Annotated in this window: 13 protein-coding genes and 1 pseudogene; 10 read left to right on the forward strand and 4 right to left on the reverse strand. The window is 47.7% G+C overall.

Annotated features, from left to right (window positions below; genetic code table 11):
* Positions 1 to 241: 241 nt before the first annotated feature.
* The 8 genes from UF05_RS12585 (at position 242) to UF05_RS12620 (ending at position 7551) form a co-directional block, all read left to right on the forward strand.
* Positions 242 to 910, forward strand: a complete 669-nt coding sequence (locus UF05_RS12585) for a hypothetical protein (protein WP_005464932.1) — start codon at positions 242 to 244, stop codon at positions 908 to 910.
* Positions 911 to 919: 9 nt separating this feature from the next.
* A complete protein-coding gene (locus tag UF05_RS12590) occupies positions 920 to 1618 on the forward strand; it encodes an ABC transporter ATP-binding protein (protein ID WP_045545617.1) in 699 nt (232 codons plus the stop codon).
* Entirely contained in the window at positions 1606 to 2874 is a 1269-nt protein-coding gene (locus UF05_RS12595) for an ABC transporter permease (protein ID WP_045545618.1), read from the forward strand. The genes UF05_RS12590 and UF05_RS12595 overlap by 13 nt, the downstream gene beginning before the upstream one ends.
* Complete coding sequence (locus tag UF05_RS12600; RefSeq protein WP_045545619.1) at positions 2867 to 3640, forward strand: outer membrane lipoprotein-sorting protein; 774 nt, start codon at positions 2867 to 2869, stop codon at positions 3638 to 3640. The genes UF05_RS12595 and UF05_RS12600 overlap by 8 nt, the downstream gene beginning before the upstream one ends.
* A gap of 32 nt (positions 3641 to 3672) precedes the next feature.
* Positions 3673 to 5013, forward strand: a complete 1341-nt coding sequence (locus UF05_RS12605) for a hypothetical protein (RefSeq protein ID WP_045545620.1) — start codon at positions 3673 to 3675, stop codon at positions 5011 to 5013.
* On the forward strand, positions 5014 to 6045 hold the full coding sequence (locus UF05_RS12610; RefSeq protein WP_029835978.1) for a sensor histidine kinase: 1032 nt from the start codon (positions 5014 to 5016) through the stop codon (positions 6043 to 6045).
* Between the two features lies 1 nt (position 6046).
* Positions 6047 to 6838 (forward strand): LytR/AlgR family response regulator transcription factor, encoded by a 792-nt coding sequence (locus tag UF05_RS12615; RefSeq protein ID WP_045545621.1) that lies wholly within the window; start codon positions 6047 to 6049, stop codon positions 6836 to 6838.
* 77 nt (positions 6839 to 6915) lie between these two features.
* Positions 6916 to 7551: a DUF2268 domain-containing protein gene (locus tag UF05_RS12620; RefSeq protein ID WP_045545622.1), complete on the forward strand. Its 636-nt coding sequence runs from the start codon at positions 6916 to 6918 to the stop codon at positions 7549 to 7551.
* An 84-nt stretch (positions 7552 to 7635) separates the two neighbouring features.
* Here the strand turns inward: UF05_RS12620 and UF05_RS12625 are convergent, their stop codons facing one another.
* The 4 genes and pseudogenes from UF05_RS12625 to UF05_RS12635 form a co-directional block, all read right to left on the reverse strand.
* Positions 7636 to 8130, reverse strand: a complete 495-nt coding sequence (locus UF05_RS12625) for a peptidylprolyl isomerase (protein ID WP_045545623.1) — start codon at positions 8128 to 8130, stop codon at positions 7636 to 7638.
* Positions 8131 to 8248: 118 nt separating this feature from the next.
* A complete protein-coding gene (locus UF05_RS12630; RefSeq protein WP_045545624.1) occupies positions 8249 to 9910 on the reverse strand; it encodes a methyl-accepting chemotaxis protein in 1662 nt (553 codons plus the stop codon).
* A gap of 179 nt (positions 9911 to 10089) precedes the next feature.
* Entirely contained in the window at positions 10090 to 10476 is a 387-nt protein-coding gene (locus tag UF05_RS24650) for a thiol-disulfide oxidoreductase DCC family protein (protein ID WP_020838350.1), read from the reverse strand.
* An 82-nt stretch (positions 10477 to 10558) separates the two neighbouring features.
* A pseudogene (locus tag UF05_RS12635) lies at positions 10559 to 11305 on the reverse strand (DUF4344 domain-containing metallopeptidase); the annotation flags it as partial.
* A gap of 249 nt (positions 11306 to 11554) precedes the next feature.
* Here UF05_RS12635 and UF05_RS12640 point away from each other — a divergent pair.
* Both UF05_RS12640 and gltS read left to right on the forward strand, forming a co-directional pair.
* Entirely contained in the window at positions 11555 to 12193 is a 639-nt protein-coding gene (locus UF05_RS12640; RefSeq protein WP_025516515.1) for a CatB-related O-acetyltransferase, read from the forward strand.
* 544 nt (positions 12194 to 12737) lie between these two features.
* A complete protein-coding gene (gene gltS / locus UF05_RS12645) occupies positions 12738 to 13973 on the forward strand; it encodes a sodium/glutamate symporter (RefSeq protein WP_005464899.1) in 1236 nt (411 codons plus the stop codon).
* Positions 13974 to 13999 lie beyond the last annotated feature (26 nt).

The following is a 13999-nucleotide window of genomic DNA, read 5'->3' on the forward strand; positions in this document are numbered from 1 at the left end:
TTGTGAAGAGGATAAATACACCAGCCTTGATATTTTCGCCACTCTTTTTATCGTACTTAGTGTTGAATCCAGCAATAATTGATAAATCGCTTGGATGTTATTGTGTTTTCACTCAAAACCATTTATCGCCGCTCACGCCCATTTACTCCCTAAAAATACCATTGGTCGCATCCTACAGCTGACTATGAAGCGATGGCGTAATCTGAAACCATCAAATCACGTTCAACTAAGGACAGTCACCATGATGGTTTTCAATCTTCATTTATCCAGAGCCACAACCTTGCTCGGCGCGGCATTGGCAGCGTTTACCTTGAGTAGCAGCTTGGCGTTGGCAAACCCTACTGAGCAGTTACTAACCCGTTTTAACCAAGCCGCACAGGGCGACACGGGTTTGGTGGATACTGTACATAACGAGCTTTCACAATTAGTTCAAAAGCAAGGCGCTACGCCTGTGACATTGGTTTACCTTGGCAGCAGTGAAACCTTGCAAGGGCGCGATGCGTTTATGCCATGGAACAAGATGAAGTTCACTGAGCGCGGGCTTGCCACCATTCAGAAAGGTTTGGATTTAATGGCGAATCAACCTATGCCGATTCAAGAGCAGCAGCGTTTACAAGGGCTACCAGAATATCAATTGGCTACTGCGATGGCGGCCACCACTTACACTTCGCTTCCGGATATGTTTAATCACTTTGAGCGTGGGTACGAGCTGTACCTGACTCTGCTTGATGAACCGAGCTTCAATCAACAACCGTTCGCGGCAACGGCTTGGGTTTACCTTTACGCCATTGAAGCAGCGCTGCGTGCTGAGGACATGGAGCAAGCGCAGAAATGGTTGGCGAAAATGGAAAGTTTCGATAGTACTCACTTAGAAACGCAAACTGCCAAAGCGTTACTGGCTAAACATTAAGGAGGCGTCATGATCGTTTTCAGTCAACTTAGTCGCGATTACACCCTCGGCAGCCAAACCGTACGCGCGTTGCAAGATGTCTCTGGTGAGGTGTTTGCCGGTGAAATGGTGGCGCTGTGTGGGCCTTCCGGCTCAGGAAAAAGTACCTTACTCAATGTGCTTGGCATGTTGGATTCTCAATATCAAGGTCAGGTAACGTTTGCTGGTCAACCTTACCCGAGTGGACAAATGCAGGCTTCGAAAATGCGCCGAGAAAAGCTCGGTTTTGTATTTCAAAAATTCAACTTGGTGCCAGTGATGACGGCTTTGGAGAACGTCGCTTATCCGTTGCATCTCAACGGTTTTTCAAAAACTGAACAAACCGAACTTGCCTCACAAATGCTGGAACATGTGGGGCTGGGCGAATTTATCCATCACATGCCCGATAACTTGTCTGGTGGTCAGCAGCAACGGGTAGCGATTGCTCGCGCTTTGGTTCACAAACCTGCATTAGTGATTGCCGACGAGCCAACAGCAAGCCTCGATAGCCAAACCGCAAACAAAGTCATCGATATCATGAAAGGGCTCGGGCGCGAGTTTGGTACCACCTTCATTGTCGCTACTCACGACCCTCGCATGGCATCACGCTGCGATCGCACCATCGAGCTGGTGGACGGCAAAATCATCCAAACGCACGCCAGTGTGGAGGAGGTCTCATGGGCAAGCTAATCCCCGTTTCGGTTCGCCTTGCTTGGCTGAACCTACAACGTAATCGCCGACGTAGTTTGTTGTCGATGCTGATCATCGCCATTGCCGTTTTTGCGCTGACCAGCGCAGGTGGTTTTGGCCTTTATACCTACGACAGCTTGAAAGAATCCACAGCGCGTGACACGGGGCATCTGACATTAACCACGCCGGGTTATTTCGCTAAAGAAGAAGAGATGCCATTGAGCAATGGTTTGAGCCATGCCGATGAGATCACCAAACAGTTGATTGGTTTGAGTGAGGTGCGAGGCGTACAGCCACGAGTGGAATTCAGCGGTTTGATCTCTAACGGCAGCAAGTCCTCGATTTTTATTGGCATCGGCGTTAACGAACGCGAGTTCGATATGAAAGGGCCGTTTTTGGACGTGCGTGATGGGCAGACGCTTTCCAACATTCATGCCTCTCGTTACGACACTTCTGAGCCAGAAGTGATGCTTGGGGTGGATCTCACCAATAATCTGAGCGTCAACGTGGGTGATTGGATTACCTTACTTGCTACTACGACAGATGGTGCTTTGAACGCTTACGACTTTAAAGTTCGCGGTATCTACTCAACTGGCGTTCCTGAGCTGGATAAACGCCAACTTTACGTACACATCAACAGTGCTCAGTCTCTGCTGGGGTCGGACAAAGTCAGTGCGCTGTCAGTATTTCTGTTCGACACCAGCTTAACCAACAAGGTTGAACAGCAAGTCGCGACGATTCTAAACAAACAAAAACCGAGCTTTGGCGATCAAGAGGTTGAAATTACGCCTTGGCAAGAGCGTGCGTTTTTCTATCTCAAAGTGAAAGATTTGTATGACCGTATTTTCGGCATTATGGGCGCTGTGATGGCTCTGGTCGTGTTTGTCGCGTTGTTCAACACCATGACTATGTCTGTGACCGAGCGTACTCGTGAAATCGGCACCTTGTCCGCATTGGGCAGCTATCCCCGAGAAATCATCGCCGGATTTTTACGCGAAGCGGGTTTACTCGCGGTGATTGGCAGTTGTATCGGCGCCTTGTTTACCGCGCTGGTGACCATTTTTTTGATGGTGGTGGACGTACAAATGCCGCCACCGCCAGGACGCACAGAAGGCTATCCATTGACGATTTACTTTTCTTGGGAGCTGGTGGCTGCTGCGGGGTTGTCAGTATTGCTGATTTGTTTGGTCGCGGCGTTTTTCTCGGCGCGTAAAGGCGTGAATAAGCCAATTACGGAGGCACTGATCTATGTTTAATTTCAAACCATTACTAACCATCACACTATTGGCTGTCAGCAGCGTTGCGAGTGCTAGTGAACAAGTACTGGATGCACAACAAGTCGCGCAATTGATTGAGAAAGCCGACAGCTACCGCTTGCAAGATGATTCTTCTAAAGTGGTGTCGCTGGTGCGTTTGTATCAAGACCAAGAGTTGGACAAAACGCGTCTCTACCATGTGTACACGCGGCCAAACCGTGAATCTCTGGTGGTGTTCAAATCGGCGGTCGAAGCGGGGCAGAAGATACTGATGATGGGCGATAACTACTGGCTGCAAATGCCAAAGAGCCGCCGTCCGATTCGTATTACGCCAATGCAAAAGCTGCTTGGTGAAGCCTCAATTGGTGATATTTCAACGTTGACGTGGAGCCAGGATTACCAAGGCGAGTGGAAAGCGACGGAAACCCTCACGATAAATGGACAGAGCATCGCGGCTTATCGCCTTGCCCTAACGGCCAAAACCAAGGGGGCGAGTTATCAGAAGATCGATTTGTGGTTGTCTGAGCAAGATGCGTTCCCGATCAAAGCGGATCTTTATTTGCGTTCAGGCAAGCTTGCCAAGCAAGCGCAATACGGACGAGCGACCAACCGCGGCGAAGATTACGTCAGTGAGATGACCCTGCTCGACAGCATTCAACCGAGCAAAAAGACGGTGATTGAGTATCAAGAAATCGTACCGTGGCAGCTGGATAACAAATTCTACAACCCGAGTTATTTGCCGAAAGCCAATACATCGGAGCTGTAATTTAAGGTTATTAACGCCATCAAGGATGTTTTATGAAAGTGCGATTCTTTAACGCCATCATCAATGTAAACAGCGTTGCGATTAGCTTCATTGCCGCTTCATTATGGATGGTTGCACCTGTTGCGGCCAATGATGAGTGGAGTTTTGAATGGGATTGGGCGGTAAGTTACGAAACCGCCAAGCTGCGAGATAGCGCGTTTATGGAGGCGCAAGGAAGCGCGCGTGACTCGCTCAACGCTTTACTTGATGTGCAAGTGAATTATCAAAACATCAGTGGCTTATTCACCTTGTACAGCCAAGGTTTGTATCTCAATCAGCAAGGTGAGCATGAATGGTGGGGCGAGGCGGATAATCAACTTCTTATCCGAGAACTGGCGTGGCAGGGCGAATGGCAAGTTGGTGATACCACTTTGGATGTTAGCGCGGGCAAGTTGCGCGTTGATTGGGGCGTAGGTTATGGCTATCGACCTTTAGATTTGTTCAAACCATATCGACAAAATCCGGTCGGCTTGGTGGCAGAGGAGGGAGCGGGTGTATTTTCACTTTCGTATTACGACATGTCAGGTGTATGGACGGCGATTGCAACGGACTCGAGTTGGGGGCAACAGGAGCAAAGCGCGCTTGATCAAGCCGCGGAGCAGCGTGGGTTTGGGATTCGCCGTTATGCGTTGGTGGGCGATACGGAGTACCAACTCATAGGCTATTACGATGATGTGCGTCGGGGTTTGTTGGGTGCGAGTGCCATTGCCGTGTTGGATGAATCTATAGCCATGCACAGCTCGTTGTTGTGGCAAAAGCAAAGGGTTGGCTATCAGTTTAAAAATGAAGGGCAGACGAGCGATCGTTATCAACCCGTGACGGTGGAAGAACAAGGCAGCGCTTTCCAAGCGTTGGTGGGATTAAATTGGGCGAACCAAGCCGGACACAATGTGATCGCCGAATATTGGTATGACAGCCGAGCATGGTCGAAAAGCCAATGGGAGCAAGCAATCGCACGTGGAGAATGGCTCTCCCAATCGTCGGATACGACTCTACTTGCTACTAGCTACGCCCAAGGGTTTCAACACGCCAATATTGTTCAGCACAATCTCATGTTGCATTGGCGCTGGGATCTCGAAGCGTGGATAGCGTGGCGCGGAAGAGCGGATTTGGAGTGGCTTAGCGATGTCACTCCAACGTTGGACGTCATGTACTCGCCGCAAGATGGCGGTGTGATTGTGACGCAATGGCTGAATTACCAATGGATTGACACTGGCGATCAAAGTGTAGAAGTGGAAGTTGCCGCACGCTTTTTAACCGGAGAGGACCATTCTGCTTACGCACAAATCAACGATAAGCATATGATTGTATTTAACATCAAAGGGAAATTTTAAATGTGTTCAGCTAAGTCAATGGTAGCAAGTGGATGGCAGCGCAGTGTGGTTGTCACCACGTTGTTTTGTTTGTTTATCTCGGGAATGACGCTCTCAGTTTGGGGCGGTCCGTACTACGTGCATGTGCTGGTGAGCTTTGGTTTTGGCTACTCTGCGCTGTTCTTCTCGTGGTTGATCGACAAGTTGTTTCCGACCATCCCACGCATGCTAGAAATTGCGCTATCACTGACTGCGTGTTTGTTGTTTGGTGTAATTAATGCGCAGTTTTGGCTCGGTGAATACTTCGGTATTTCGGGCATGTTGCCAGTTTTACTGATGGGCCTGCTGTTTAGCGGTATGTGTTATTTTTATTTTCATTCACGCGAAAAAGAAGCCATTGCACAGCGTGAGCTAGAGAGCATCAAACGTGAAAACGCCGAACAAGAACGAGCCCTTTTACTCAGCCAGCTCAAGCAGATGCAAAGCCAAATTGAGCCGCATTTTCTGTTTAATACGCTTGCCAATATCAGCGCACTGATGTCGCAAGACGTCGATAAAGCCAAACAAATGTTGGATCAACTCACGGCGTTATTGCGTGCAACGCTAAAAAGCTCGCGTGAAGAGCACACCACGGTTGAGAATGAAATTGCCTTGATTGACGCTTATCTGGGTATTCAAAAAATTCGTTTAGGCGAGCGCTTAAGTTACACAATCGAGGTGCAAGAAGGGTTAGGAAATACAGAGTTGCCTCCGATGATGCTGCAACCTTTGGTAGAGAACGCCATTATTCACGGCATCGAGCCAAAACGTGAAGGTGGTGAAGTCCAATTGCTGATAAAGCAAGAGAAACAGCTGTTGCAAATTGAAGTGAAAGACACTGGCGTGGGGTTGAGTCACGTCAGCAATCACTCTGGTTCGGGGATTGGGCTGAGTAACCTTAAACAGCGCATGGATGCCTTATTTGCAGGCAAAGGTCAGGTGTCGATCAGTGAATCTTCCGAAGGTGGTGTGAGTGTGCGTTTGAGTTGGCCAATGACAAGTAAGGAACAGTGAAATGAATACAGGGGTTACTGCCATTATCGCCGATGATGAGCCGTTATTGCGGCATCATCTCGACAAAAGCCTCGCGGAAGTGTGGCCGGAGTTGGGCATCGTTGCCAAGGTAGCTGATGGCGAACAAGCCTTGCTCGCCATTGAGCAAAGCCAACCTGATATTGCCTTTCTCGATATTCGTATGCCCGTGTTAGATGGCATGAATTTGGCGCAAAAACTCAATCGTTTGGCCAACCCGCCTTTGATCGTGTTTGTTACTGCTTATGATGACTATGCCATTAAAGCGTTTGAGCAAAACGCGGCAGATTACCTGCTCAAACCCATTTCCGACGCTCGTTTGCAGACGACCTGTGAACGAGTCAAAGCTCGACTCAGCCAACGAGGAAGCGACAACAGCCATGTTCAGATGAATAGTTTGTTGGAACAACTGCAACAGTTGTCTGCGCCTCAAACACCGCAATACTTACAGTGGATTAAAGCCACGCAAGGTGACGATATTCATCTTATCGCGACGTCTGATGTGCTGTATTTCAAAGCGGAAGAAAAATACGTTTCGGTGTATGCGCAGCAAGGGCAGGGGGAAGTGCAAGAATATTTGATCCGCACATCGCTCAAAGAGTTGATTGGGCAGCTAAACCCAGAGCAGTTTTGGCAAGTGCATCGCTCAAGCGTGGTGCAAGTGTCTAAAATCAGTAAAGTAAACAAAGACTTTGCAGGAAGAATGTTTGTTTATGTTGGTGAAAATAAGCTGCCAGTGAGCCGCGCTTCTCAAAGTTTGTTTAAAGGCATGTAACTTTTCCCTAATCCGTTGCTGCTCACTCTTTACACTGTAAACTCGCCCCACATCATCTAAATTATCAAGGAAGATAAATGAGTTATCGTGTGACTTTATTGAATGCGACGGGAGCGTTGTCTCCTGTTGCTGATTATTTGTATGAACAGCTGAATAGCCTGAGTCTGCAACTCGCTGATCATTTTGAGCTGACCAATATTGATGTCACCATCAGTCCATTTGGTCACGGTGACGCGCCGCAAAGTGGCATTGGTGGTTACTGCTTAAGTCCCTATCGAGTCGAAGTCTTGCTAGACACTCAGCGCACGGATATTAAAACCGTCATTGAAAACGAACTGGCTGCAGTGCTCGCGCATGAATTGCATCATCTGTTTCGGATGCGAGCGGGAGAAAATGGGCTCACTCTTGGAGAGGTGTTGATCATGGAAGGCTTGGCTTGCCATTTTGAACGTCAGGTCAACGGCGGCATCATTCCGAGTTTGTTTGAGTCGATAAAAGACCGCGACTGGCGGCCGTTTTACACAGAGATGAAAGATAAGTTAACGCGCTTGGAATACAACTTTGATGCTTACTTTTTGGGAAGCGATGAAAGCCGCTGGCCGAAGTACATGGGGTATTGGGTGGGGTATAACCTAGTCGCGGAATACCTAGCTAATTTTCATGGTTCTGAACTCGATTTGGTCGGTGCCAAAGCCGAGCTTTTCTATCAATAATTCTAACTAATCATCAAACAAGAAAAGCGCCTAATTCAGAAGAGGTTAGGCGCTTTTTTCTTATCTTGGAGCGGATTGAGGCGATTATTCGCTGATCGTCACTTTTTCAATAATGATTGGCTCACACGGCACATCGTCATGACCAAACTTAGAGGTCGTTTTTACTTTCGCGATGCGATTGACCACATCCATGCCCGCTGTCACTTTTCCAAATACCGCGTAGCCCCAACCCAAGTTGGTGGTGGCGGTGTGATCTAAGAAATCATTGTCTTCCAAGTTAATGAAGAACTGTGCAGTTGCTGAGTGCGGCGCGTCGGTACGTGCCATCGCAATTGTGCCGACGGTGTTTTTTAGGCCACGGTTCGCTTCGTTTGCGATTGGTGCGCGGGTTGGTTTTTCTGTCATGTCCTCAGTGTGACCGCCACCTTGAATCATAAAACCGTCGATAACGCGGTGGAAAATCGTGCCGTTGTAGAAGCCCTCTTCACAGTATTTTTTGAAGTTTTTTGAGCTTACTGGCGCTCGTTCCAAGTTCAGTTCAATTTCGATGTCACCGAAATTGGTGGTCATAATAATCATGTCGATTTGCCCTTGTGGGTGCTAAGTTGGCGGCATTATAGCGAAGTCGTTTCTAGGCCGTAACAAAAACAGCGACGTCATGGCGTCGCTGTTTTTGTTTGTCGGTTAGCCTGTTGGATTAAACCGTGAAACGACCAACCAAGTCGTAGAGCTCGTTGGCTTTGTGATTGAGGTTTTGGCTTCCCGAGCGGTTTTGGTTGGCAAGGCTTGCCGATTGACTACTTTGCTGCGAAATGACCTCAACACGTTGGGAGATTTCCTGTCCCACTTGGCTCTGTTCTTCGGTTGCAGTGGCGATCAGCGTGTTCATGTCCATAATGTTGGCAATCGCTGCTTGAATGTCTTGCAACGCAACCGAGGCGGCGCGCGCCTCTTCTACCGTTGCTTCACCGCGCGCTTGGCTTGATTCCATCGCACGTACAGCGGCATCTGAGCCAGATTTTAGTTGCTCAATCATTTTATGGATATCGCCCGTACTGTCTTGAGTGCGGCTTGCCAGCTTGCGGACTTCATCTGCTACTACCGCGAATCCACGTCCTTGATCGCCAGCTCGCGCAGCTTCAATCGCGGCGTTTAGCGCAAGCAAATTAGTTTGCTCGGCAATATCTTGAATCACTTCTAAAGATGATGAGATGTTTTGAACGTCGCTCTCTAAACGGGCAATCACAGTGCTCGCCTCTGAAACTTCGCTTGCCAGCTCTTCGACAGAATTTGCAGCGGAATCGACGATGTGTTTCGCTTGTTGAGCGTTTTCATCGGCGTGTCGGGCTGATTCTGCTGCTTGGTTAGCGTTGTTCGAAATCTCATGCGCGGTGGCTGTCATTTCCGTCATCGCTGCGGCAACTTGCTCGGTTTCTTCACGTTGACCGCCAGCGAGTTCGTCGACTTGAGAGGCGCGTTGTGACATGTTGTTGGTTTCTGCGACGACTTCTTCACCGACTTGAGTCACGCTCTTGATGATGCCCTGCAGGCTTTCAACAAAGATATTGAAGTTGTGTGCTAACTGTTTGAACTCAGGTACGTTGGATTCGTGCATGCGTGCTGTAAGGTCGGCATCGCCTTGCGCGAAGGATTGGATCGAGGTATCAAACTGTTCGATTGGTCGCATGATGCTACGATTCACAAACACGGCGAAGATAGCAACCACGGCAGCGATAGAAACACAGAACAGCGCGATGGCCACTAGAGTCGTGTTGAGCGCGTCATGGGCTGAAGCTTCCATTTCTGCAATGACGGCATCAATGTCATCGGTGTAAAAGCCGGTACCGATCATTAAATCCCACTCAGGAATGAACATTGAGTAGCTCAATTTCGGTAGCGCCTCTGTTTGTCCTAGTTTCGCGAAGTAATAGGTAGTGAATTCACCCGTTTTGGCGTTTTTCAGCAAATCTTGAATCAGGTAATTACCTTTCTTGTCTTGCAGGTTATAGAAGTTTTCACCGATGCCTTTGTCGTTCTTGCCGACCACAACACGGACGCCTTTGGAGTTGTAACCGAAGATGTAGCCCGTCTCACCAAATTCCAGCTCTCGTAAAACGGGAAGAGCTTCTTCTAATGTCGCATTTTTCTTGAGTAGCGGTTCAATCGCCGAGCGAGCCATCTGAACATAGTTTTTCAGCTCGGCTTTTTTCATCGCCATCATGGTGGTGTGGGTCTGATCAATTTGCTGTTGGTTATAAGCGTTAGTTTGCAGGTAGGTGAACCACATCATACCTAGTGCAATGGTGAGCACTGGAATGATGGAAAGAATATACAGTCGCTTTCTTATGGTTAGATTCATAGAGACTTCCTTACTTCTCGGCGCAGCGTTACGAAAAGGCAAAATTCAATCGATTTGCCGGATAAATATATAGCTATTTATTTTTGTAGTGATTGCAGATTAACCGACTTAGTAGGAGAGAAGTACTGGAAATGCACGATTTATCGCGAGCGTATTAACATTTTCAAGCGTGATCACAATTACCGAGAGCAGCGGCTAGAATTACAACGAGAAGTGCCCGTTAACCAATATGAGATGCGATACCTATTTTGGGCGAAGCGCAGATAAAGCCAGTCCGCAACAGGTCTGATGAGTCGCCAGCGCAGTGGTGCATACAACCAACCTCGTCCAACAAGCTGCCAAGCTCGGTAGGTCACATCCAGCCCGAGGAGTAAATTTCCGTGGTTGTCCAAGGCATGCAGAATGGTGTTGGCACGATCAGGGGCGATTTGCGGGTAGGCCGAAAAAGCGTCGCTGTAAATATCAACGGTGTTTATCTCTTGCTCATGATCGTGTTGGCGTAATGCCTTCATCTCTTTGGCGCACAGTGGGCAAGTGCCGTCGTAGAAAATAGTCAGTTTAGTCATATCAATTCGTCATTGCATTGGGGCTGCTTGATGGTTTCTCGCTGCTTTTACGTGGCGATGCTTCTTTGGGTTCATTGTGCTACAGGTAGTGCTGCCAGTTAGTGCGAATGTTTTCGTAATTGTATTGGCAGAAGTCTTTGCGATCTCGAAGGTAGTCTTTTTCAACTTCGTCGAGTAACGATTTGTACTGTTCAGGATCGCTGCCATACACCAAGCACAAAGTGGAGAAGTAACGCTGCAGGTCAAAACTGTGTTCGTCAATGTACTCGCCGAAATCGTAATAGTCGGGTCTGTCATCGGACTCAAACGCAAACATGTCGGCAGCACTGATGGCCATATCGGCGCCATCGTCTAAATAGTCGATCAGTAAAATAGTGGCGAAATTGTCAACGGCATCTTCTTCTTTCCCCAACACAGGGATGCTTTGATCCTCGATGTACGCATGCCCTGCTTCATGCAGCAAAGTGTGTAATAAGGTATCTAATGCACCAGTCTTTGGCGATTTTCCGTAGCGATCTTCATATTGGTTGTTGGAGAAGTAATTGAGTGACTCCAAGTAAAACGTATACGGAATATGGATGGTGTGCGTGTCGGGATCGTACATAGGGCCATCTTCGCCGCCATAAATCAGAGTGAGCGGTTTACGAAAAGGGAAGTAGGCTTGAGAAAGTCGAACAAAAATCGGGTTCACATCGCTGCTTTGAATGGATTGCTCGGCAAGTTTGTCATGAGTTGTTTCTGCGGGCATGTACTCGATACGAATATTGTCCGCTGCGTTGGCAGAAGCGGCGCAGAGTAATAGTGCAGGGAGATGCGATTGAATTTTCATGTTGAGCTCTTGTTATTTGAATGGCTTGCATAAAAATTATACATGTTTTTGGCGAATGAATAATCGGGATTGGCGTCTGTCACTCTGCGACAATTCGTTTTATAGTTCGCCTAAAGGAGATCACTATGCCTAATCCACTGTTGTTACAACCCCGAATCCAATAGGCGTTGTTGACTGAGAACGCAGCAACAGCGCCACGAGAAATCGTTCCGTGGCAAAATTTTACTCTCTATTGAAGAGGCAAATGCCATGACTAAACATTGGTCTAAAGTTCAGTATCTGCACCAAGTGGTGCAAAACGCCAACATCCATATTAAAGGTACTCACAGTTATTACAGCGATTGCTGGGATAATGGTTTTGAGGAATCCGTCGTTCGTTATCTGCTGGGGGATGAAATCAGCAAGCAGTGGCAACCCCGTTGGGAAGTCGACCAACTCTATATTGGTGACTACGTTTGTATCGCCGCCGAAGCGGTGATTTTAATGGGTGGCAACCACAATCATCGAACCGATTGGTTCTGCTTGTATCCGTTTCTTGATGATGTCGAACGCTCCTATCAAAGCAGGGGCGACACGATTATCGGAGATGCTGTTTGGATTGGAATGCGCGCGATGATCATGCCAGGCGTTACGATTGGCGAGGGCGCGGTGATTGCCGCAAACAGTGTCGTAACGAAAAACGTGCCGCCGTACACCGTGGTAGCGGGCGCTCCTGCTAAGCCGATCAAAACTCGTTTTGACTCAGAGACGATTGATAAGTTATTGGCTCTTAAGATGTATTCTTGGGATGAGGCTAAGTTTAACGCGCTTCGCTCTTTTATCTGTGGAAATGATATTGAGCAGTTAATCATTGCGGAAAGCAACTATAAAGATGGCGAATGTCACTGAAATGAGGAAAATTATCAGCGATATGTTATAATCTCGCTCCGTTGTGACGAAAACTATTGTTGCAGCTTGTGCGTTTCCTTGGCATCGATTCGTTTAAATCACCATGAGTCAGAGTTGAAAAACTACGATAGGAACAAGCAAACTCAATTGTTTGAACGCGATCTCGGCGTTTTGACGGTTACAGCGGGAAGGAACTTTGTTCGATAGTAATCGACGCATTCTGTTTAAGTAAGGGAGCCCATTGCGCGGTTCAGAAAGTGTCACTAGAACTTACTCACAACATTATACCCGGCGCATTGACCACGCGTTTTTGGTTGAGGCAAAGGGCATTTGAAGGAGCTGTAAAGGCTCCTTTCACATTTAAGGGCGGCAAACAGCAAACCATTGGCACAATGCTTAACAAGCGCCCTTAAACTAGCCTAAGGCGCATGACACCATCTAATGAGTATTTTCGGAAATAAAGCGAGAAAATTTGCTATTGAATGAAGGTTAAACTAACACTCAATCATTACGGAGGATGAAGAGAACAATAATAAGAGGCGATATGAATCATTTAATATCTGTAGGTGCACTGGAATCCTTCTTGGTTGCGATCAGTGTGCTTTTCTTGGGGCATTTTATTAATGCTAAGTTACCGATTTTAAAGAAGTTCAATATACCTGAGCCGATTGTAGGTGGCCTTATCGTAGCCTGCATCATTACTGCTCTTCATTTTAACGGTGTCGACTTGGAGTTTGATCTACCGTTACAAAACACCTTTATGCTGATGTTCTTTGCCACGGTTGGTTTAGCGGCAAACTACACTCAGTTGATGAAAGGAGGCGCGAAGGTTTTTATCTTCTTAGCGGTCGCGTCTTTCTATATCATCATTCAAAACGGTGTCGGCGTGTCACTTGCGGCGGCATTGGGTTTAGACCCATTAATGGGGTTAATCGCGGGTTCGATTACTCTGTCTGGTGGTCACGGCACGGGGGCGGCGTGGTCACAAACTTTCCAAGACGTGTACGGATTAAATAACGTTCTGGAAATCGCGATGGCATCGGCCACTTTTGGTTTGATCATCGGCGGTATCATTGGTAGCCCAGTGGCTCAACGCCTAGTGGAAAAACATGGTATCGAATCTGAGTACGGTCGTGGTGGTAGAGATGCCAAAACCCACGAGAAGTTCCCAGAGCTGGTGACGTACAACGAGTACGAAGAAGACAAAGTAACGGCGAAAAAGGTCGTGGAAAAACTCTTCTTCTTACTGATTTGTGTGACGGGTGCGAAGTACGTTGAACAGTGGGTGAGTACCTACGAAATTTCTTGGTTGATGATTCCTGATTTCGTTTACGCGCTGTTCATTGGTGTGATTATTACGAACTTCTTAGAGGTGACTAAGATTCGTAAGCTGGACGCTGAAACCGTCGATATGCTCGGTACGGTGTCGCTGTCTCTGTTCTTGGCGATGGCTCTCATGAGCTTGAAGCTATGGAACATCTTTGATTTGGCGATCCCATTCTTAGTGATTCTGGCGATTCAGTCGGTGATTTTGGCCATCTTCACCTATTACGTGACCTTTAAGGTAATGGGCAGCAACTACGATGCGGCGGTTATCTCGGGTGGTCACTGTGGTTTTGGTTTGGGTGCGACGCCAACAGCGGTGATGAACATGGGTTCTATTGTTAACCGTTTTGGTCCTTCGCCTCAGGCATTTATGGTGGTACCAATTGTTGGCGCGTTCTTTATCGACATCGTCAACTTAATCATCTTGCAAGGTTACATTTCTTTCCTTGGCTAGACGATTGGATAGATGAGCCCCTAAGG

Source organism: Vibrio sp. S457-15 (genome assembly GCF_000960545.1).
GTDB lineage: Bacteria > Pseudomonadota > Gammaproteobacteria > Enterobacterales > Vibrionaceae > Vibrio > Vibrio parahaemolyticus.

What these genes read in the sequence shown, in the direction of transcription:
- UF05_RS12640 (WP_025516515.1), top strand. Translation starts at nt 11,555, where the DNA reads ATGACTAAACATTGGTCTAAAGTTCAGTATCTGCACCAAGTGGTGCAA.
- UF05_RS12590 (WP_045545617.1), top strand. Translation starts at nt 920, where the DNA reads ATGATCGTTTTCAGTCAACTTAGTCGCGATTACACCCTCGGCAGCCAA.
- UF05_RS12585 (WP_005464932.1), top strand. Translation starts at nt 242, where the DNA reads ATGATGGTTTTCAATCTTCATTTATCCAGAGCCACAACCTTGCTCGGC.
- UF05_RS12625 (WP_045545623.1), bottom strand. Translation starts at nt 8,130, where the DNA reads ATGATTATTATGACCACCAATTTCGGTGACATCGAAATTGAACTGAAC.
- UF05_RS12610 (WP_029835978.1), top strand. Translation starts at nt 5,014, where the DNA reads ATGTGTTCAGCTAAGTCAATGGTAGCAAGTGGATGGCAGCGCAGTGTG.
- UF05_RS12600 (WP_045545619.1), top strand. Translation starts at nt 2,867, where the DNA reads ATGTTTAATTTCAAACCATTACTAACCATCACACTATTGGCTGTCAGC.
- UF05_RS24650 (WP_020838350.1), bottom strand. Translation starts at nt 10,476, where the DNA reads ATGACTAAACTGACTATTTTCTACGACGGCACTTGCCCACTGTGCGCC.
- UF05_RS12605 (WP_045545620.1), top strand. Translation starts at nt 3,673, where the DNA reads ATGAAAGTGCGATTCTTTAACGCCATCATCAATGTAAACAGCGTTGCG.
- gltS (WP_005464899.1), top strand. Translation starts at nt 12,738, where the DNA reads ATGAATCATTTAATATCTGTAGGTGCACTGGAATCCTTCTTGGTTGCG.
- UF05_RS12630 (WP_045545624.1), bottom strand. Translation starts at nt 9,910, where the DNA reads ATGAATCTAACCATAAGAAAGCGACTGTATATTCTTTCCATCATTCCA.
- UF05_RS12620 (WP_045545622.1), top strand. Translation starts at nt 6,916, where the DNA reads ATGAGTTATCGTGTGACTTTATTGAATGCGACGGGAGCGTTGTCTCCT.
- UF05_RS12615 (WP_045545621.1), top strand. Translation starts at nt 6,047, where the DNA reads ATGAATACAGGGGTTACTGCCATTATCGCCGATGATGAGCCGTTATTG.
- UF05_RS12595 (WP_045545618.1), top strand. Translation starts at nt 1,606, where the DNA reads ATGGGCAAGCTAATCCCCGTTTCGGTTCGCCTTGCTTGGCTGAACCTA.